This is a genomic window from Chitinophaga agri (genome assembly GCF_010093065.1).
Taxonomy (GTDB): domain Bacteria; phylum Bacteroidota; class Bacteroidia; order Chitinophagales; family Chitinophagaceae; genus Chitinophaga; species Chitinophaga agri.
Genome location: NZ_CP048113.1, coordinates 6,352,387 through 6,372,581 on the forward strand (window position 1 = coordinate 6,352,387; position 20,195 = coordinate 6,372,581).

The window sequence follows — 20,195 nt, forward strand, 5'->3', positions numbered from 1 at the left end:
ATGGAACTCATTGGTCCTTTTTCACAGATACTACCACTTGCAGGGCTGCCTTTAAAAGGTGCACTGTCCGATGAACAACTGACTATCATTGAAAATGGCGGCATTGTTACAGATGGTGGAAGAATTGTCACTGTCGGCAATTTTAAGAAACTGCAGCATCAGTACCCGGAATGTGATGTCACACATATCACTGTTCCGGCTGTATTGATGCCGGGCTTTATCGACTGCCATACGCATATCTGTTTTGATGGTTCCCGCAGCCGCGATTATGCCATGCGCATTGCTGGTAAATCTTACCTGGAAATCGCACGTGCAGGCGGTGGCATATGGGATTCTGTCACGAAGACACGCATGGCCGATCTGGAGACACTGGTGATGAATACTGCTGCAAGAGCAAACAGGCATCTGCATGAAGGCGTGACTACGATCGAAGTGAAAAGCGGTTATGGTCTGAATTTGGATGGAGAGCTGAATATGCTCCGTGCCATTCAGGCCGCCAGCAGTCATACCAAAGCAACGCTGGTATCGACCTGCCTGGCTGCACACATGCGTCCGAAAGACTTTGAAGGAACAGAGACAGAATATCTCGACTGGATATTGACATCTTTACTACCGGTGCTTCAAGAAGAGCAACTGGCAAAGCGTGTGGATATCTTCATTGAAGAGACAGCGTTCACACCTGCGCCGGCGAAACATTTCCTGCAACAGGCAGCAGACATGGGATTCGCCGCAACTGTACATGCGGATCAGTTTTCCACCGGTGGTGCGGCAGTAGCAGTAGCTGCCGGTGCACTGTCAGCAGATCATCTGGAAGCCAGTGATGATGGGGCGATTGGGTTACTGGCTGCGGCAGATATTGTCGCCGTAGTATTACCAGGTGCTTCCTTAGGATTAGGGATGCACTATGCACCTGCGAGACGTTTGCTGAATGCGGGTGCGGCTGTAGCGATTGCGAGTGACTGGAACCCTGGTTCTGCGCCTATGGGAGACTTGTTAATGCAGGCAGCGGTGTTAAGTGCAGCAGAGAAGTTATCTGCAGCTGAAGTATTCGCAGGGCTTACCAGTCGCGCAGCGAAAGCATTGGATATTAAAGATGCAGGGCAACTGGCTGCTGGTTTTGTTGCAGATATGCAGGCATATCCATGTGCGGATTATAGGGACATACTGTATTATCAGGGGAAGCTGAAACCGGTGAAGGTGTGGAAAGAAGGAGATACTGTAGTGAAAAATTGATTATTTGAATAATAACAAAAGGAAGGCAGCTCTTTACAAAGAGCTGCCTTCCTTTTGTTATTGCGATTTTAAACGGAGTGTAATTGCTTTACTGCTTCACTACTTTACGCGTGATCGCTTTCTCTCCATACACAAGTTTTAACGTATACACGCCCTTCGGCAACTGTGCACTGCTAAGTGCTGTATTATACTGGCCTGCATCCAGTCTGCCACGTTTCAATACTGCTACCTGCTTACCATTAATATCATACACTGCCAGTAATACATCTGCCGGTTTTTCCAGGAAGAAGCTCACTGTGCTGTTATCTCCAAACGGATTCGGATAGCTGGTCAGTGATGTCTGCAATTTCACCGGCTGTTTTACAGGAGCAGTTACCGCCTGTTTTGCAGCGCTGGCTGTTGACGTGATCACCAGTTGGGGAGCTGTTAATCCTGCTTCTTTTGAACGCCACATGATACGCGGATCTACACCGGTATTGCTCAGTAACGCCAGTGATATACCATTACGTCCTGCTGCTTTCTCTGTTTGTACGTAACTGGTGATATCCCATGAATAATATCTGCCGGTGGAATCTGTTACAGTAGTAGTCGTTAATGCAGCAGTGCCCGCAGCAGGTTTATTGTTCCATGTTAAGGTAGATTCTGACCAGGTTGTATTAGCGACTGCGTATACACCAACAGGGATGTTGGTTACGCGGTTATCTTCAATTTTGCCATACACTCTTAACACAGCGGAACCGATATTACTTACACCACTGACATCAAAACGAAGGAAGGTTTGTCTGTCGTAACCGGTTGTCGTTGTTGAATTGAGCTTACTCATTAATACGGCTGCATCTGTAGTGCCATGTGTGGTGGCGGCATAGTCACCGTTTCTTACATATGCATCCTGTAATGGTGCGAGTGTGGTTTGCTGTGTGGAAGAAGAAGAGATGATCCTTACTTCTGTGAGGCTGTTCCAAGCATTCACGGTATTACCATGTCCTACTATCCTGACATGTTTAGCACTACGTGCAGGGAACGTAAATGATTCCAGCGCATTGGAGGTACCGCTGCTTTGCAGTCCACTGGCGGCTGATGTCCAGCTGGAGCCGTCAGTACTGGTCAGGATATCGAAGTTCGTGCGTCGGGTAGTGCCATTGTAAAAGGCGATATTCACACCGGTAATAACGGTGGTGTTGGACAGACAGAATTGTATCCATTGCCCGTCGCCTTCTGCTGACCAGCGGGTGTTGTAATCATTGTCCTGTACATTGGCGGGTATATTACCATCATTGGCACTGGCTGATACCGGTACACATACATTCCCACCGGGGAAATTATCCGCGGGGTTTAACATACGTTCGCGTATCCAGGCACCGGCAGGTTTGAGCCTGGCCGTCGTCCACGGACCATTGGAACAGGTGCCGCTTATCCATACGGCGCCGGAACGTGGGTCATCGGAGTAGTTCCAGTTGGTCCAGCTAATTTTCTTGCTGGCCATCAGGTCAATGAACTGCTGTGCCATCGCAAAGTCATTAGGACCATCGCCGCTGGCCTCCTGTGTACCGAATTCAGTTACGAATACAGGCAGTTGGTTGGAGGCAGTATTCAGCTGATTCAGGTAAGGTGTACGATGATCCATTGCATAGAAATGGAAAGTGTACATGATGTTGGGGAATTGCAGCGGATTGTTCAGAATATCCTGCAGGGAACCATCACCGGAGAGGCCCATTGTAGACCAGCCATGCGTACCTACGAGTATCACGGCGTCGTTGTCGATAGCGCGTATGTGCGGGATCATCTGATCGGCATAAGTCTTGATCTTCGCCCAGGTAGCCCCCGAGTTAGGCTCATTACAGATATCATAGATGATATTGTTCTTATTCTTGTGTGTGTTGGCGATGGCAGAGAAGAATGTCTTCGCTCTGGCCAGGTTGTAGTTAGGATCGCCGGGAGTCAGCTGGTGCCAGTCCACCAGTGCATACATGCCACGGGCAGTGGCTTCTTCAATGAGGCGGTTCACCTGGTTGGTAAAGCCGGTAGGGTCAGTTTCATATCCGCCTTCCTGTACATACAGGGATATACGGAGTATGTCAGCGCCCCAGTCATATGCCAGTGCATCGAGAGAGGCGGCTGTCAGACAGCTTCCCCAGCCATACCACTGGATACCATGCGTGCTCATGCCTCTGAGCTGGATCGGGTTGCCATACTGGTTGCATAGTTTGGTGCCGATCACCTGTAGTTGGCCATTTTGCTGTACCGGCGTCTGCGCACCGGCATGTGAACTGATACTGAGCAGGCATATTAAGAATGCTGCCAGCCGGAAAGAAAGGGAAGTTCCGTTCTTCTTCATTTGAATAGTCGTTTTGAGGGTGATTAAAAATAAAACTATGTTGATATTGTAATGGTTACATAAGTGGAAATTGATATGGTTACGATATAGGTCTCGGCTACAGGCAATAGGTCGTTCAGTCGCTACAGGTCTTATGCAATCGTTTGCTGCAATATAGGGAAAAACCAGTTACATTTTAATCAACAGTACTAACTTTGTACCCTATGATGCAATCAGATTTTTACAGACCACCTGTAGGGTGGACAGGAAGGATAGATGGTACTGATGAGGAATTACTGCGCTGGCATCAGCGTATTACACCCGTAAACCTGCTGAATGGTTCTTTGCCGGTGTTAAAGCCACATCAGCAGGGACTGGTTTTCCTGGGGTTTTCGAGTGATGAAGGGGTACGCCGTAACAAGGGCCGGGTAGGTGCCGCAGAAGGTCCTGCCGCATTGCGGAAGGCTGCCGCCAATTTCCCTGTACACTTTGACAGTGATCTGCTATTGATCGATGCAGGTGATATCGTCTGTAAAGACGGACAACTGGAAACAGCGCAGCAGTCACTCTCTGATACCGTACTGACTATACGTAAAGCAGGTTATTTACCGGTCTTGCTGGGTGGTGGTCATGAAATCACCTATGGACATGCACAGGGTATTTATCAGCACCTGAGAATGCGTAAGCGTGGTGAGAAACTGGGACTGCTGAATATAGACGCACACTTCGATCTGCGGATGACGGGAGCGGAAGGCCCTACTTCCGGCACCGGTTTCTGGCAACTGGCCCAGGACTGCAAACTGGAAGGTACGCCTTTCTGTTACCTGGCTGTTGGCGTGCAGGCAAACAGCAACACACAGCAGTTGTTCCGTATAGCGGGCGACCTGGATGTACAGTATGTGGATGCGGATGCTTTTCACCTGCAGGATAAAGTGCTTTTACAGGCGGCTATCAGCCAGTTCCTGAGAGATGTGGACCATGTATACCTGACTATAGACCTGGACGTTTTTTCGGCCGCTTTTGCCCCGGGAGTGAGTGCGACAGCCTATAATGGTATCCGTCCTGACGGTCTGTTCCTCGAATGTTACCGCGCCGTATTGCAGAGTGGCAAGCTGGCGGGTATAGATATCGCAGAACTGAACCCTTCCCTGGATGTGGATAACCGTACCGCTAAACTGGGTGCTGCCCTGTTATTTGAAATGATCAGTAATCTGCACTATCACTAGTTGATGAGTGATAGCCAGGTAATAGTGTATCCTCCGCAAAGCAGTGCGTACATCCCGCAAATCTTTCCGGAGGATACTTGTTTTTTGAGTGCCTTTTTTATATTTGATGTACAAAAAACAATATTACCATGAACCTCCTCCCCAAAATAGCTGTCGTTGCAGCTATTATGTTATCCTCCACGCTTGCGGCCGATGCCCAGAAAGTCAGAGTACAGGAAGGCAATCTTTCCGCTATAAAGGGACAAACAGAGATCAACACCGAGTTCACCTATGAGCATGTAAAAGTCGGTGAGTTTGATAATGAAGATGATTATATCAAAAAGAAAACAGACGATTACAACAAGAAAGAAAGTGGCAAAGGCGATACCTGGGCTGCTGCCTGGAAAGCTGACAGAGAAGCGCGCTTCGAACCAAAATTTGAAGAACTGTTTACAGAAAGTGCAGGCATTAAAGCCGGTGCATTCCCTTCCGCAAAATATACACTGATCTTTAAAACAACTTTCATAGAGCCTGGCTTTAACGTAGGTGTAGCGCGTAAGAACGCCTATATCAATGGTGAGGCATGGATTGTGGAGACTGCAGATAAAAGTAAAGTGGTGGCGAAATTATCTGTAGATAAAGCACCCGGCAGAATGGCCTTCGGAATGGACTTTGACACCGGCGCACGTATTACCGAATCGTATGCAACTGCAGGCAGGGGCATCGGTCGTTTTATTAAGAAATAATCACTGCACAAGATATATAAAAATAACACCCCGTCCTCATAAAGGACGGGGTGTTATTTTTATATATCTAACCGTAAATATGACAGCAGAAATAATTGTCCGCCGTACCATGAAGAGATAACTTGCAGTGACACATCATTACAAATAACGTCTTATGGAAATAAAGGAACTCGCTTTGCAACTCGAACATAGCAGGGCAAATGCGCAGGCCACCAACGATGTACAGACATTGTCAGCACTGCTGTCTGAAGACCTGTATTACGGGCATTCAACAGGACAGGGGGATAGCAAGTCTGCTTATCTCAGTAAGGTAACGGCCAGGATCTTTCAATACGAGGAGGTCACACCGCATATAGTGAATGTGTCCACTATCGGAGAGGATGGTTTAATGATACAGGGCACAGTAGCCATCAGGGGGATGATCAATGGTAACTATAAAGACATGCATTCCGCTTACCTGGCTGTGTGGCGCAGGGAAGGAGCGCACTGGCGGATGCTGGGCCATCAGACCGCCCTGATCAGCTAAAGAGCGGTATCCCTGTATGGTCCCGATACAGGGATGCCGGCTGTTTAAAATACGATGGTTTTATTGCCGTGGATGATCACCCTGTCTTCCACATGTGCCACTACACCTCTTATCAGCACCTGCCGTTCTATATCCCTTCCCAGCATCACAAGATCATTCACGGCATGCCGGTGACTCACTCTGGCTACGTCCTGGTCAATGATCGGTCCTTCGTCCAGGTCGTCAGTTACATAGTGAGCGGTAGCACCGATCAGTTTTACGCCGCGTGTATAAGCGTTCTTATATGGATTGGCCCCTGCAAATGCAGGCAGGAATGAATGATGAATATTGATGATCTTTCCGGGGAATGTGCTGACAAACGAAGGAGAGAGGATCTGCATGTAACGCGCCAGTACAATAAAGTCGGCGTTTGCATCCTGTATCAGTTGTATGGCCTGTTTTTCTTTTTCTGCCTTATTATCCGCATCTACCGGCAGATAATGAAAAGGAATACCGAATACTTTTGTCAGTTGTCGCAGGTCTTCATGATTGGAGATCACCAGCGGAATATCCACAGCTAATTCCCCGCTACGCCAGCGCCATAACAACTCCATCAGGCAATGGTCGTAGCGCGACACCATGATGGCCATCTTCTTCCGGTGATTTGTATAATTAATTTTCCAGTCCATCTGCAGCGGTGTTGCTACGGTTTCCTGGAACTGTTTTTCCAGTTCTGCAATGGTAACGGCTGTATTTTCCAGGTGAAATACCATGCGCATAAAAAAGACCCCTTCTTTCGGATCAGTGCTGTGCTGGCTGGCATCAAGAATGTTTGCACCATAGGTAAACAGGAACTGTGACACCCTGGCTACTATACCGGGCCGGTCCGGACAGCAGATCAGTAACCTGCCGGTAATATCGGTCTGCATAAAAATAGGTATATATATTCTCAGTAAAATACTAAATGTTATTTTACTTTTGGCCCAATTTTGACGCATGAAGAAGATAGGTTTGATGTCAGATACCCATAGTTACCTGCATCCGGATGTATTTAAATATTTCGATCAGGTAGATGAGATCTGGCACGCAGGGGACATTGGTAATGTGGAACTGGCGGATAAACTGGAGGCTTTCAAGCCTTTTCGTGCGGTATACGGCAATGTCGATGGCGCGGACCTGCGGGTGCGCTATCCGCTGAACCTGCACTTTGAGCTGGAGCAGGTAAAGGTATTTATGACCCATATTGGGGGATATCCGGGTAAATATGCCCCCGGTGTCAGAGAAGCGCTAAGAGAGCACAAACCTGCGCTATTTATTTGTGGTCATTCTCACATATTAAAAGTAATGCCGGACCCGGCTTATCACTTATTGCATATGAATCCGGGCGCCTGCGGTATACAGGGATGGCATAAGGTCAAAACTTTGTTGCGGTTTGAGTTGTCAGCAGGAAAGATCAGTAACCTCGAGGTGATTGAGCTGCCTAAGTGAGTGAATGACAAAGTATTAATGTTATTTAGAATTATTCGATGATGCTGAAATGGCTAACCTTATTGTTGGGGTGTATGTGTTTTTGTGTAGCTGTTTCTGCACAGGAGGTTTCACTGTTTAAACGGGCTACCAAGTGGCTGGAAACAGAGAATGACTCCAATTACATTGAAGAGCACACAAAAGATATCACTTTCCGGGTATTCGGCTCCCGTAAGTACAACAACTATGATATTGTGGATAACTCTATTGTAGATGGTAGTATTACGGATAATGGCATCGTTAACTCCAGCAATTCGAAAGAAGTACTCTACAGACCCAATACACCCTTCAACGTCGGTGTGGGTTTCAACTACCGCTTCCTTGCTATAAACATCGCTTTCAACCTGCCTGCTATTAATAAAGAAACAGGTGAATATGGCCAGACGAAGATGCTCGACCTGCAGACGCATATCTATACGCGTAAGCTGGTGGTAGACTTTTACGGTCAGATCTATAAAGGCTATTACATCGCCAACACCAGGAAACTGATCAGCGGCGGTCTTGGGACGAATGCAGGTTCCAATAACGTGGAAATGATCCGTCCGGATGCCCGTAACGTCAACATCGGACTGAACGTCCAGTATGTCTTCAATGCGAAGCGTTTTTCCTACAGGGCGGCTTATCTGCAAAATGACTATCAGAAGAAGAGTGCGGGTTCCTTCCTCGTGGGTGGAGAGATCTTTGGTGTGCGCATGAAAGGCGACTCCGGTCTGATCCCTTCGTACATTCAGAAGACGGGCTTCTTTAATGATGAGAACTTTTACCGGACGCGTATCCTCAGCGCAGCTGCTAACGCCGGCTATGCACATACCTTCGTGATCAAACAGCACTGGTTCACCACCCTGTCGCTGAGTGGCAGCCTGGGTGTGAACTACACCGTAATGAACAGGGTTGCCAATACCGATCTGAGGAAAGCAGGACTCCAGTATAACAATAATGTACGTATCTCCTTCGGTTATAATTCCAGCCGGTATTTTGCCGGCATACACTATGTATACCTCACTACACGGAGTCAGTCTCCTGTGCCTGATACCTATCAGACAATGGGAGCGGGCAATTTCCGTATCAGCCTGGCCAGAAGATTTACATTAAAGAAACAGTTGTTCTGATCACGTTATGACAACGATTGTAGTTCGGCCGTGATATTCTGACGGGCGATCGCTTCGCGTTTATCCCTGAACAGGTCAGTTTTGTAGATAGAGGGCAGGTCCAGGAAATGCTGCAATACTTTCTTTCTGCCTGCATGATAGACCTCATCCTCATAAATGCTGTATTCCGCTCTTATTTGCTGTGCATATGCATTGTAGGTATCAGCAGGCGCGCTTAATATGGAAAGGTCAAAATCCAGGAAGTAATCTATGTCTGGATTATTACCGGGGTTCTCATGTGTTTTAGTGGCCCTTATCAGTTGCATAACGCCTTCAATGTCCGCAGCAGGGTAAGTGGTCTGGAAAAGGAACTCTGCGGCAGCCATCGCGCTTCTTTCTTCATTATCAGCCGCTTTTACATCATAGACCGCATCATGGAAGTAAATGGCCAGCAGGAAGTTTTCATTGTCAGCAATGAGGTCGCTATGCTCCAGCAGCAGTTGCAGCAGCGTGTAGACATGATGCAGGGTGTGGTAGTGCCGGTGCGGCTGGCTGTACTGAGCGACGATCTGTTCAAAGCTTTCGTCTATCAGTGACTGCTCTTTGGTATATGGTTCCAGCAGCTGCTGCCAGAGGTTTTGTAAAGTTTCCGTGTACATAAGGTGGCAAAGGTAAAAATAAAAATCCCGCCTGCGGATGCAGACGGGATACTTTATGATTTATAGCGAATGGCTATTATGCTTTTTTAGCGAACTGGGCACGGATCACATTCAGTGCACCACCAGCTTTGAACCACTCGATCTGTTGTTCATTGTAAGTGTGGTTTACCGGAATTTCGTCCTTGCTGCCATCTTTGTGGTTAGCCACAACAGTCAGCTGTTTACCAGGAGCGAAGGTGGTCAGACCAAGGATGTCGAATGTATCGTCTTCCTGGATCTTGTCGTAATCTTCCTTGTTAGCAAAGGTCAGTCCGAGCATACCCTGTTTTTTCAGGTTTGTTTCGTGGATACGGGCGAAAGATTTCACCAGGATAGCACGAACGCCCAGGTGACGTGGTTCCATGGCTGCGTGTTCACGGCTGGAACCTTCACCATAGTTTTCATCACCTACTACCACTGAACCGATATTAGCTGCTTTATAAGCACGCTGTACCACTGGTACACCTGCATATTCGCCGGTCAGCTGGTTCTTAACAGTATCAGTTTTATCATTGAATGCATTCAATGCACCGATCAGCATGTTATTGGAGATGTTATCAAGGTGACCACGGTATTTTAACCATGGACCCGCCATAGAGATGTGGTCAGTGGTACATTTACCTTTTGCCTTGATCAGCAGTTGCAGTCCTTTCAGATCGGTACCTTCCCATGGAGCGAATGGTGCCAGCAGTTGCAGGCGGTCGCTGGTTGGAGATACGATCACCTGTACACTGCTACCATCTGCAGCAGGCGCCTGGTAACCCGGATCATCTACAGCGAAACCTTTGGTTGGCAGTTCAAAACCGGTTGGTTCGTCCAGCATTACTTCCTTACCATCTCTGGTTTTCAGCTTGTCGGTCAGCGGGTTGAAGGTCAGATCGCCGGCGATAGCAAAAGCCGTAACGATCTCAGGAGAGGCCACGAAGGCATGTGTAGCAGCCAGACCATCATTTCTCTTCGCGAAGTTACGGTTGAAGGAAGTGATGATGGAGTTTTTACGGTTAGGATCGTCGATGTGACGGGCCCACTGACCAATACACGGACCGCAGGCATTTGCCAGCACAACACCACCGATCTGGTCGAAGGTGTTCAACAGTCCATCTCTTTCGATGGTGTAACGTACCAGTTCAGAACCTGGGGTGATAGTATATTCTGCTTTTACGTCGAGGTTTTTGTCAACCGCCTGTTTCGCCAGTGAAGCAGCACGGGAGATGTCTTCGTAAGAAGAGTTGGTACAGGAGCCGATCAGGGCTACTTCCAGTTTCTCAGGCCAGTTATTTTCTTTCACAGCCTGTGCAAATTTGGAGATAGGCCATGCCAGATCCGGTGTGAACGGACCATTTACATGCGGCTCCAGTTCGCTCAGGTTGATTTCGATCACCTGGTCGTAGTATTTGGAAGGATCAGCATATACTTCAGCATCCGGGCGCAGGTGTTCTTTTATACCATCAGCCAGTGTAGCGATTTCTGCGCGGCTGGTCGCCTGCAGGTAGCCAGCTATTTTGCTGTCATAGGCGAATACGGAGCAGGTAGCACCTATTTCCGCACCCATGTTACAGATAGTACCTTTACCGGTAGCGCTGAGGTTATCAGCACCTTCACCGAAATATTCAACGATGCAACCCGTACCGCCTTTCACAGTCAGTACGCCTGCAACTTTCAGAATGATATCTTTAGGAGAGGACCAGCCGCTCAGTTTACCCGTCAGCTTGACACCGATCAGTTTAGGCATTTTCAGTTCCCAAGGAAGGCCTGCCATCACGTCAACGGCATCCGCACCACCTACACCGATAGCGAGCATACCTAACCCACCCGCGTTAGGGGTGTGAGAGTCGGTACCGATCATCAGACCGCCCGGAAAAGCATAGTTTTCCAGTACAACCTGGTGAATGATACCCGCACCTGGTTTCCAGAAACCGATGCCATATTTGTTAGAAATTGAAGCCAGGAAGTCGTATACTTCTTTGTTGGTATCCACAGCAGTGGCCAGGTCTTCCGCAGCGCCTGTTTTAGCCTGAATAAGGTGATCACAGTGTACGGTAGAAGGAACAGCTACCTTATCACGACCACAGGTCATGAACTGCAACAGTGCCATCTGTGCAGTAGCGTCCTGCATCGCTACACGATCGGGCGCAAACTCCACATAAGACTTTCCACGCTCGAACGAGTTAGTGGTTGGCGCAAATAAGTGAGCATATAAAATCTTTTCAGAAAGTGTCAGCGGGCGACCCAGCATTTTACGGGTAGCTTCCACCTTACCCGGCAGTGCCGCATACACTTTTTTAATCATTTCGATATCAAACACCATGGAAAAATAATTTAAGACCTTATTAGAAATGCACCGCAAAATTAATTAAATTCAACAAGCTTTTAAAAGATATGTAGGCGGTTGGCTACAAACGATCAACTCATAAAAAGCCCGGCCTGAACGACTGCCACATATGCTGCTAATTCAATGCCAACACACTGCCAGCCGGTTCCCTGACCGGAATTTGGACTTGTTTTTGACCCGGAATTGTAATAAATTTGATATATGAATAGACTTAAAGATTACGTGGAATGGCAGGCCTTCGGGGTTTGTACCGCTATCGGCAATAAGCTGGGTATAGCAACCTCACGTATCCGCCTGTTTTTTATCTATACCTCGTTCCTGACGATGGGTTCCCCAATTATTGTTTACATGATCATGGCTTTCTGGGTGAATATGAAAAATTACATCCTTAACGCCCGCAGAAACCCCCTCAGGTATTTATAGCTTCCATTCACGATTATTCGTTAACCTGCGGCAATTTAAGCAATAGACAAATGCAGCCATCCCCAAGGCATGCTAACGGCATCTTATTCGGTAATTTGTACAACATATTATGATATTTTCCATGGAAAGAGGTATTTTTTCCCCCGCTTGTTCGTCGCTAGTTCGTCGCTAGTTCTACCGTTGTTCGTCCAAACGATCAAAAGAGGCCGATAGGGGGCATTCAGGACGAAATACTTCCTTTGAGTTGATCATTCTGTCGTTTAATACTTCATTTCGTATTGTTCAGGTAAGCTTTCTCTTACGTTTCTCTTACGTCTTAAAACGTAAGAGGAACGTAAGAGAAAGCTTACCTGAACAATACCTGACCGGCACCTAACGAGTGGCGTAGCATATGCTATATCCTATAGATATATAAATGGTTCATTTTTTAAATCCACCCCCGTATTCTGCAGTTCACGTACATGATTGTGCAGTTCGCGTACAAAGGTCAGAAACGACCAGGTGATTGTGCTAATATTGTAACAGCAGACACGGTTAGCGGGTAATTACCAGTGGCAGGAACATTATTCCTGTTGCTTCGCCGGTACCCGGGTCTGCAAAAAAGTTCTTTGTTTATTGAAAAAACTTATATCTCATAACCAATGCTTTCGCATGGTTTTTGTACGCCTGCATGTAGTATGGTGGCTGAAATTCAAAATATATTTAGATTCTTATAATATCTTCGGCCCTGAAATACCGAAAAATTTTAACCAAATACACTATACAATGAGAATGCCTGTATTAAAACAGCTGGCAGCAGGAGCGCTGCTTGTAAGCACCACGTTATTCATCAATGCCTGCTCAAAAGACGACAATCAGGGCAAAGCACGTATACAGGTCGCACTGACCGACGATCCGGGAGATTTTAAGGCCGTTTACATCGATGTACAGGATGTCAATGTCAATTACAATGACAACGACGATAACGGCTGGCAGACATTAGCCGGTTTCAAAAAGGGTCGTTATAATCTGCTCACGCTTGTAAATGACAAAGACACGGTACTGGCTGACGCAGAGATCCTATCTGGTACGATCAAGGAGATCAGACTTGTACTGGGCGATAATAACTGGGTGGTAACTAACGGTGGCGACTCTGTTAAATTACAGACACCCAGCGGACAGTCTTCCGGTGTGAAACTGAAGATCAATATGCCGGTATCTGGTGGTATTCTGTATAAATTGCTGCTTGATTTCGATGTGGCTAAGTCTATACACGAAGCTGGTAATTCGGGTAAATATATCCTGAAGCCAGTGATCAGAACTATACTGGAAGCGCAGGGTGGTAGCATCCAGGGGGTAGTACTGCCGGCAATATTGCCATCATCTGTACTGTTACTGAGTGGTACTGACACGGTTGCCAGCACTTATTCAGGCCTGGGTGGCGGTTATATGCTGAAAGGCGTTGCAGCAGGCACCTATTCCCTGCACTACATCTCTGTAGATCCTACACTGCAACCTGCTGTAAAACAGAATGTAACAGTGGAAACGGGTAAGGTAACCAAGATAGATACACTGACACTGGTACGCTAATCGTACATACAGTGATCGTTAATACAATAAAAAAATCCATCTGCCTGCGGCGGATGGATTTTTTCTTTCGGAGGATATCTTAGTCCAGATGGAAATTTGTCATTGCGTGATAATGGTTCTGTAACTGATTCACAGTGATGGAACCTTTGATCTCCCGGTGTTCATCACGGTAGTCCAGCCTCGTGCCTGGTCCGCCATCGGGAAGTGTATGCAGTTTTACCGAGAAGGGACCGCGTACATAGATTTCGCCCTGGCCATTCACTGACAGGGACTCGTCTTTCTTAAACTTAAGTTTCAGTAACTGTTCTTCATTTAGTGGAATAGAATAGAGGTCTTTCAGTTCATACCAGAATTCCTGTTCTCCGGTTAATACACATACCTGTTTGTCTTCGCGGTTAACTTCCAATACCTGACCTTCCACCGTTTTACCTTCATACTCCACTAAAACTGTATCTCCTGCTTTTACATCATGTAAATTGATCATGGTGAATAAAAATTTTGGGTGTTAGTATTATAGTTATAGTCTGAAAAGAGTTGGTCGTAGTCTTATTCTAAATATAAGAAATAGTCCATAGACTATAGCTATTTTCCTGTATTGTTTTTTGTACAAAACACAGGCCAGCAATCGTCTATGGACTATTCACCAATGATATTAACTATAATACCGCGGATATGTGCATTATCTCACTACCTCACGGATCCTTACCAGGTCTTCCAGTAATCCTTCCAGCAGGTCAAGATGCAGCATATTAGCGCCATCTGACTTCGCACAGGCAGGGTCAGGGTGTGTTTCGATAAACAGACCATCCGCGCCGGTAGCAATAGCTGCTTTAGCGATAGTGCTGATCAGTTTTGGATTACCACCAGTTACGCCGCTGGTCTGGTTGGGCTGTTGCAGGGAGTGTGTACAATCCATGATAACAGGTACACCATGTTCACGCATGATCGGAATATTACGGTAGTCAACGACCAGGTCCTGATAACCGAACGTTGTACCACGCTCTGTTAACCACACTTTTTCGTTACCTGCATTTTTCACTTTTTCAACGGCAAACTTCATCGCCTCACCACTTACAAACTGGCCTTTCTTTACATTCACTACTTTGCCGGTTTCTGCGGCAGCGATCAGGATATCCGTCTGGCGGCAGAGAAATGCGGGTATCTGTAATATATCTACATAGGCAGCGGCCATAGCGGCTTCCGCAGCAGAGTGTATATCCGTTGTGACAGGCAGATCAAATGTTTCCTTTACTTTTTGCAGTAAATCCAGTCCCTCCACATCACCAACACCACTGAAGGAATTGATACTGGTACGGTTAGCCTTACGATAAGACGCCTTAAAAATATATGGAATATTCAGTCTCTTGCAGATCCCTGATACCTTTTCAGCTACATGCATCAGCAGCGCTTCATCCTCTACTACACAGGGGCCGGCGATCAGGAAAAAATTGTCAGGATTGTACTGATCCTTAAAAAGGGATTTCAAATGTGTTGTTGCTGACATGATTTTTGTATTTGAGGTGGCAAAGTTACGCTATTCTAAGGGATTACTTTTCAGTAATGACACGTATCATAATTCAGTAGATTGTCATAGTATTGTAATGTAAAACCATGGAGTGTTCACTGGACGTGCATCTTTCCCGGGAGGTTTCCTGGAATTGTTACCGCATTGTCATGCGCTGAAGCAGGCAGTTCGGAATTATTGCGGAAGCCGTTAATATTACGTTTCAATTAAATAAGCCATTCATTCGAGATAGCATGAAGAAAGATAAAATACTGGTAATCGGTGCCTGCGGGCAGATTGGTGTTGAACTTACACTGGCATTAAGGAAGATGTACGGAGACGCGAATGTGATCGCATCCGACCTTCGTGAAGAACACGAGCTGCTGAAAGGTTCAGGTCCGTATGTGTCACTGGATGTCATGAACAAAGAGATGCTCCACGTACTGGTTATCCGTCACAATATTACGCAGATCTACCTGCTGGCTGCGATCCTTTCTGCTACCGGTGAAAAGAACCCGCTGCTGGCATGGCATATCAACATGGCAAGCCTGCTGAACGTACTGGATATTGCGAAAGAAGAGAATATCGATAAGGTATACTGGCCAAGTTCTATCGCTGTATTCGGACCTAATTCTCCGAAAGAAGAAACGCCTCAGCACACGATCATTGAGCCGACCACCATCTATGGTATCAGCAAATTTGCGGGTGAACGTTGGTGCGAATACTACAACCACCGTTATGGCGTAGATGTACGCAGTCTGCGCTACCCGGGTCTGATCAGCTATAAGTCAGCGCCAGGTGGTGGTACAACTGATTACGCTGTAGAGATCTTCCATGAAGCCCTCGAAGAAAAGAAATATACCTGCTTCCTGAAAGAAGATACCTATCTGCCAATGATGTACATGCCGGATGCGATCCGTGCTACCATTGAGCTGATGGAAGCAGAAAAAGATAAAATAAAGATCCGTTCTTCCTATAACCTCGGCGGTATGAGCTTCTCTCCTAAAGAGATCTCTGCTGAGATCAAAAAGCATATTCCTGAATTTACCATCAGCTATGAACCAGACTATCGTCAGCAGATCGCTGATGGCTGGCCTGCAAGCATGGATGACAGCCTGGCCCGTCAGGACTGGGGATGGAAGCCAGAATTCTCCCTGGAGAATATGACTACGGATATGCTGAAGAACCTGCAGAAATAAGCGGTTATCACATCGAAACAATCACAGTTATTATCTGTATAAAAAAAGGCGAGTGCAACTGCACCCGCCTTTCCTGTATCAGCTAAAAGCGTTATGCTACAAATCCAACTGCAACAGTTGAATTGCTCATTTCATCTATCAGAATAAATGCACCGTTTGCAGGATTGGCCTCATAGCGGTCTGCAAAGATCGGTTGCGCTGTCTTCAGCGTTATTTTACCAATATCGTTCAGTCCCAGCTCTTTCCTGTCTTCCAGGATCGCATTGGAAGTTACATCGATCACATGGATGATCTGCTGTACTTTCGCTTTCACACGGTTGATGCCATGCTGTAACAGATATGTCTTACCTGGCACCAGTTTGGTCTGGTCCATCCAGCATACCTGCGCTGTAATGTCTTTCAGCAATTCAGGCGCATTCTCCGGCTTAGACAGCATGCTGCCACGGCTGGTATCAATTTCATCTTCCAGTGTAATGACGACGCTCTGGCGTGCTTCTGCGGTGGTGAGTTGTGTCTCGAACTGCTCGATTGTTTTGATACGGCTCTTCTGCTGTGAAGGCAGAGAAATGATCTCATCACCCACGTTAAAATGACCACTCACCACTTTACCGGCGAAACCGCGAAAGTCGTGATAGGCTTCTGTTTTCGGACGGATCACAGACTGTACCTTGAAACGTGCAGGGTGGCTGCTGTCTGCATGATCAAAAGTGATCTGCTCCAGGTATTCCAGAAGAGATTCACCGGAGTACCAGCTGATCTTTTCTGAGCGTGTAGCGAGATTTTCTCCATAGAGAGAAGAGATCGGAATGAACTTGATACCCGGCGCCTGGAAAGTAGCGTTGGCCACCAGTTGCTGGAAGTCTTCCACGATCTGATTAAAGCGCGCTTCACTGTATTCTACCAGGTCCATCTTATTTACACACACTACCAGGTACGGAATACGCAGCAGGCAGGCGATGAAGAAGTGGCGGTAGGTTTGCTCGACAATACCTTTACGGGCATCGATCAGTATCAGGGATACCTGTGCGTTGGAGGCACCTGTTACCATGTTACGTGTATACTCGATGTGACCCGGCGTATCAGCGATGATATATTTACGGGAAGGAGTCGAGAAGTAGATATGTGCTACGTCAATCGTAATACCCTGTTCACGTTCAGCGACGAGACCATCTGTCAGCAGGGACAGGTCGGTGAAGTCAAGTCCCTTACGTTTGCTGGCAGCATCCAGTGCTTCCATTTTATCCTGTGGAATGGAATGAGTATCATACAGCAATCTGCCGATCAGGGTGCTTTTACCATCATCTACACTGCCGGAAGTGGTTATACGTAAAACCTCCATGTTCTATTTTTTGATTCGCGGAGCCATGTGATGCTCCGCTATGGTTTTATACTAGTTGATTAATGCGTATTCCTCCTGAGGGAATGAAGCGAGCCGTAACAGGTGGTCTTTATTAAAAGTATCCGGCCTGTTTTCTTTTTTCCATAGCGGCTTCGGAACGTTTATCGTCAATGCGGGCGCCTCTTTCAGATATTTTGGCTTCCAGTATTTCGGAGATGATATCTTCCAGTTTATCCGCTTCGGAGATCACAGCAGCGGTACAGGTCATATCGCCTACTGTACGGAAACGTACTTTTTCACGGAAAGGTGTTTCTTCTGCAGTGGTATTGAGGAATGGAGAGTAGGGCCAGTACATACCGTCTCTCTCAATGATCTCTCTTTCGTGAGAGAAGTAGATGGAAGGAATTTCCAGTTTCTCTCTGCGGATGTAGTTCCATACGTCCAGTTCTGTCCAGTTAGAGATAGGGAATACCCGCACGTTCTCGCCGTGCTGGATTTTACCATTCAGCATATCAAACAGCTCAGGGCGTTGCATTTTAGCGTTCCACTGACCAAATTCATCTCTTACAGAGAAGATCCTTTCTTTTGCACGGGCTTTCTCTTCATCACGACGGGCACCACCGATGCAGGCGTCAAATTTCAGTTCTTCGATAGCATCCAGCAGGGTGACTGTCTGAAGTGCGTTCCTGCTGGCGTATTTACCAGTTTCTTCCTGCACTTTACCCTGATTGATACTATCCTGCACGTATCTTACTCTAAGATCAAGACCCAGTGATTCCACCAGCCAGTCACGGAACTGAATAGTTTCGGGGAAGTTGTGGCCGGTATCTACATGCAGTAAAGGAAAAGGAACTTTACCAGGGTAAAATGCCTTTTGCGCCAGTCGTACGATGGTGATAGAATCCTTACCACCTGAGAACAGGATGGCGGGGCGTTCAAACTGTGCGGCTGTTTCACGTAAAATATAGATGGCCTCGTCTTCCAGTGCCTGCGGAAACTCCCACTGTATTTTATTGGTCATAAGTCTTTTATTTAAATGTCCCTCGGGGACCAGATGAATCAAAATCGGTTACAAAATATAAAACGGAAACGTCACATCAGCCATGCAGGCCGCATTCTTTTTTGGAGATTTCCCACCACCATCTTCCGGCACGGGGATGTTCGCCCGGTTCGATAGCACGTGTACATGGAGCGCATCCGATGGAGATAAAGCCCTTATCATGCAGTTTATTGTAGGGAACGTTCTTTTCTGCCAGGTAGTTGATCATCTCGTCAAAGGTCCAGTTAATAAGCGGATTGTACTTATACAACTGTCTGCTTTCGTCCCACTCAATAGGGTGGAGTGACTGGCGGTTTTCCGATTGTTCAGCGCGCAGTCCGGTGATCCAGACCTTTACACCCTGTAATGCGCGGTTAAGTGGTACTACCTTCCGGATGTTACAGCATTCTTTACGGTTCTCAACGGATTCGTAGAAGCTGTTAGGACCTTTTTCCAGCAGTAGTTTTTCTACTGCAGCCGTTTCCGGAAAATACACCTCAAAAGGTTGCTTATAGCGGGCACGGGTAAGGTCCATCAGGTCATAGGTTTCCTGGAACAAACGTCCTGTATCAAGGGTAAATACCCTGATCGGTAAGTTGGCGCGCCAGATCATGTCGGCAATCACCTGATCTTCCTGTCCAAATGAGGTGGAGAAGGCCACCGCTCCGGGAAATGCTGCTGCCAGATACTGCATGGCAGCAATTGGATCTAACCCTTCCAGTGCTGTACTGATATTATCCATGTGATCTATCTCAATAACCTGACATTCATTCACAGTTGCCTATGAATGTCAGTAATACTTCCTTTATAGCTTGACAACTGTTGATATTTACAAAAATACATAAACTCTATAAAAAAGATAGGGTTTTTTTAAATGGGACGGAGAAGGGCTGTTTCGTGTTGAATATCATGTGGTTATGTGAATTTCGAGAAAGGGGGCTAATGGCTGTAATGGTGTTAGCTCTCCGCAGGGCAGGTAGTAATGGGGATGCTGAAGAATAACAGTTATAAAAAAAGCCGGAGCGTCAACTCCGGCCTTTAAGCTATAATATCGACACATTTCTGGTCAATATATCCTTCAGCGTCTTATGCTCAAGTATTTTCAGCGTCGCATCTCTCACTTTGCCCATCACATCATTCAATCCGCAGACAGCTTCATCCCGGCAATTCTCACACTTTTCATAGTAGTTGAGACTCACGCAGGGAAGGAGGGCGATCGCACCATCCAGCAGACGGATGATCTTTGCGAGCGGAATTTCCTTCGGTGTTTTCAGCAGGTAATAGCCGCCGCCTTTACCTTTCTTACTGCCCAAAATTCCGGCATTCTTCAACTCCAGCAGGATGTTCTCCAGGAATTTGATAGAAATGCTCTTTTCCTGTGCTATTTCAGATATAAGAATGGGCCCTTTATCTGCATTCTCTGCCAGGTGTATGAGTGCGTGAAAAGCGTATTGTGTTTTTTTAGACAACATAT

The 20,195-nt window shown here is 46.8% G+C and carries 19 protein-coding genes; 9 read left to right on the forward strand and 10 right to left on the reverse strand.

Going from position 1 to position 20,195, the window contains the following annotated elements; genetic code table 11:
- On the forward strand, positions 1-1,233 hold the full coding sequence (hutI, locus tag GWR21_RS25505; RefSeq protein WP_162334536.1) for an imidazolonepropionase: 1,233 nt from the start codon (positions 1-3) through the stop codon (positions 1,231-1,233).
- Between the two features lie 88 nt (positions 1,234-1,321).
- Here hutI and GWR21_RS25510 read toward each other — a convergent pair whose 3' ends face one another.
- Positions 1,322-3,568: a cellulase family glycosylhydrolase gene (locus GWR21_RS25510; protein WP_162334537.1), complete on the reverse strand. Its 2,247-nt coding sequence runs from the start codon at positions 3,566-3,568 to the stop codon at positions 1,322-1,324.
- Positions 3,569-3,771: 203 nt separating this feature from the next.
- Between GWR21_RS25510 and hutG the strand changes: the two genes are divergently transcribed.
- From hutG to GWR21_RS25525, 3 genes are all read left to right on the forward strand, one after another.
- A complete protein-coding gene (gene hutG, locus GWR21_RS25515; protein WP_162334538.1) occupies positions 3,772-4,773 on the forward strand; it encodes a formimidoylglutamase in 1,002 nt (333 codons plus the stop codon).
- A gap of 128 nt (positions 4,774-4,901) precedes the next feature.
- Positions 4,902-5,498 (forward strand): hypothetical protein, encoded by a 597-nt coding sequence (locus GWR21_RS25520; RefSeq protein WP_162334539.1) that lies wholly within the window; start codon positions 4,902-4,904, stop codon positions 5,496-5,498.
- Positions 5,499-5,652: 154 nt separating this feature from the next.
- A complete protein-coding gene (locus GWR21_RS25525; protein ID WP_162334540.1) occupies positions 5,653-6,024 on the forward strand; it encodes a nuclear transport factor 2 family protein in 372 nt (123 codons plus the stop codon).
- Between the two features lie 44 nt (positions 6,025-6,068).
- On the opposite strand, the gene purU is transcribed toward GWR21_RS25525, so the two are convergent.
- Positions 6,069-6,932, reverse strand: coding sequence for a formyltetrahydrofolate deformylase (gene purU / locus GWR21_RS25530; RefSeq protein ID WP_162334541.1), 864 nt, complete (start codon positions 6,930-6,932; stop codon positions 6,069-6,071).
- 67 nt (positions 6,933-6,999) lie between these two features.
- On the opposite strand from purU, the gene GWR21_RS25535 reads away from it, so the two are divergent.
- Positions 7,000-7,491 (forward strand): metallophosphoesterase family protein, encoded by a 492-nt coding sequence (locus GWR21_RS25535; protein WP_162334542.1) that lies wholly within the window; start codon positions 7,000-7,002, stop codon positions 7,489-7,491.
- A 74-nt stretch (positions 7,492-7,565) separates the two neighbouring features.
- Positions 7,566-8,639 carry a DUF4421 domain-containing protein gene (locus tag GWR21_RS25540; RefSeq protein ID WP_162334543.1) on the forward strand — a complete coding sequence of 358 codons (1,074 nt, stop codon included), beginning with the start codon at positions 7,566-7,568 and terminating at the stop codon, positions 8,637-8,639.
- 5 nt (positions 8,640-8,644) lie between these two features.
- On the opposite strand, the gene GWR21_RS25545 is transcribed toward GWR21_RS25540, so the two are convergent.
- Complete coding sequence (locus GWR21_RS25545) at positions 8,645-9,277, reverse strand: HD domain-containing protein (protein WP_162334544.1); 633 nt, start codon at positions 9,275-9,277, stop codon at positions 8,645-8,647.
- A 76-nt stretch (positions 9,278-9,353) separates the two neighbouring features.
- Positions 9,354-11,624, reverse strand: coding sequence for an aconitate hydratase (locus GWR21_RS25550; protein WP_162334545.1), 2,271 nt, complete (start codon positions 11,622-11,624; stop codon positions 9,354-9,356).
- Between the two features lie 225 nt (positions 11,625-11,849).
- Between GWR21_RS25550 and GWR21_RS25555 the strand changes: the two genes are divergently transcribed.
- Positions 11,850-12,071 carry a PspC domain-containing protein gene (locus tag GWR21_RS25555; RefSeq protein ID WP_162334546.1) on the forward strand — a complete coding sequence of 74 codons (222 nt, stop codon included), beginning with the start codon at positions 11,850-11,852 and terminating at the stop codon, positions 12,069-12,071.
- A 771-nt stretch (positions 12,072-12,842) separates the two neighbouring features.
- Entirely contained in the window at positions 12,843-13,640 is a 798-nt protein-coding gene (locus GWR21_RS25560; RefSeq protein ID WP_162334547.1) for a DUF4382 domain-containing protein, read from the forward strand.
- Positions 13,641-13,719: 79 nt separating this feature from the next.
- On the opposite strand, the gene GWR21_RS25565 is transcribed toward GWR21_RS25560, so the two are convergent.
- Positions 13,720-14,124: a hypothetical protein gene (locus GWR21_RS25565; RefSeq protein ID WP_162334548.1), complete on the reverse strand. Its 405-nt coding sequence runs from the start codon at positions 14,122-14,124 to the stop codon at positions 13,720-13,722.
- Positions 14,125-14,319: 195 nt separating this feature from the next.
- Positions 14,320-15,144, reverse strand: a complete 825-nt coding sequence (gene kdsA, locus GWR21_RS25570) for a 3-deoxy-8-phosphooctulonate synthase (protein WP_162334549.1) — start codon at positions 15,142-15,144, stop codon at positions 14,320-14,322.
- Between the two features lie 254 nt (positions 15,145-15,398).
- On the opposite strand from kdsA, the gene GWR21_RS25575 reads away from it, so the two are divergent.
- Positions 15,399-16,343, forward strand: a complete 945-nt coding sequence (locus GWR21_RS25575; RefSeq protein ID WP_162334550.1) for an NAD-dependent epimerase/dehydratase family protein — start codon at positions 15,399-15,401, stop codon at positions 16,341-16,343.
- A 91-nt stretch (positions 16,344-16,434) separates the two neighbouring features.
- On the opposite strand, the gene GWR21_RS25580 is transcribed toward GWR21_RS25575, so the two are convergent.
- From GWR21_RS25580 to GWR21_RS25595, 4 genes are all read right to left on the reverse strand, one after another.
- Positions 16,435-17,682 carry a sulfate adenylyltransferase subunit 1 gene (locus GWR21_RS25580; RefSeq protein WP_162334551.1) on the reverse strand — a complete coding sequence of 416 codons (1,248 nt, stop codon included), beginning with the start codon at positions 17,680-17,682 and terminating at the stop codon, positions 16,435-16,437.
- 112 nt (positions 17,683-17,794) lie between these two features.
- Complete coding sequence (cysD, locus tag GWR21_RS25585) at positions 17,795-18,703, reverse strand: sulfate adenylyltransferase subunit CysD (RefSeq protein ID WP_162334552.1); 909 nt, start codon at positions 18,701-18,703, stop codon at positions 17,795-17,797.
- 76 nt (positions 18,704-18,779) lie between these two features.
- Entirely contained in the window at positions 18,780-19,463 is a 684-nt protein-coding gene (locus tag GWR21_RS25590; protein ID WP_162334553.1) for a phosphoadenylyl-sulfate reductase, read from the reverse strand.
- A 301-nt stretch (positions 19,464-19,764) separates the two neighbouring features.
- The gene (locus tag GWR21_RS25595; protein ID WP_162334554.1) at positions 19,765-20,193 is read right to left on the reverse strand and encodes an RrF2 family transcriptional regulator; all 429 of its coding nucleotides are present in this window, start codon (positions 20,191-20,193) and stop codon (positions 19,765-19,767) included.
- Positions 20,194-20,195: the final 2 nt, after the last annotated feature.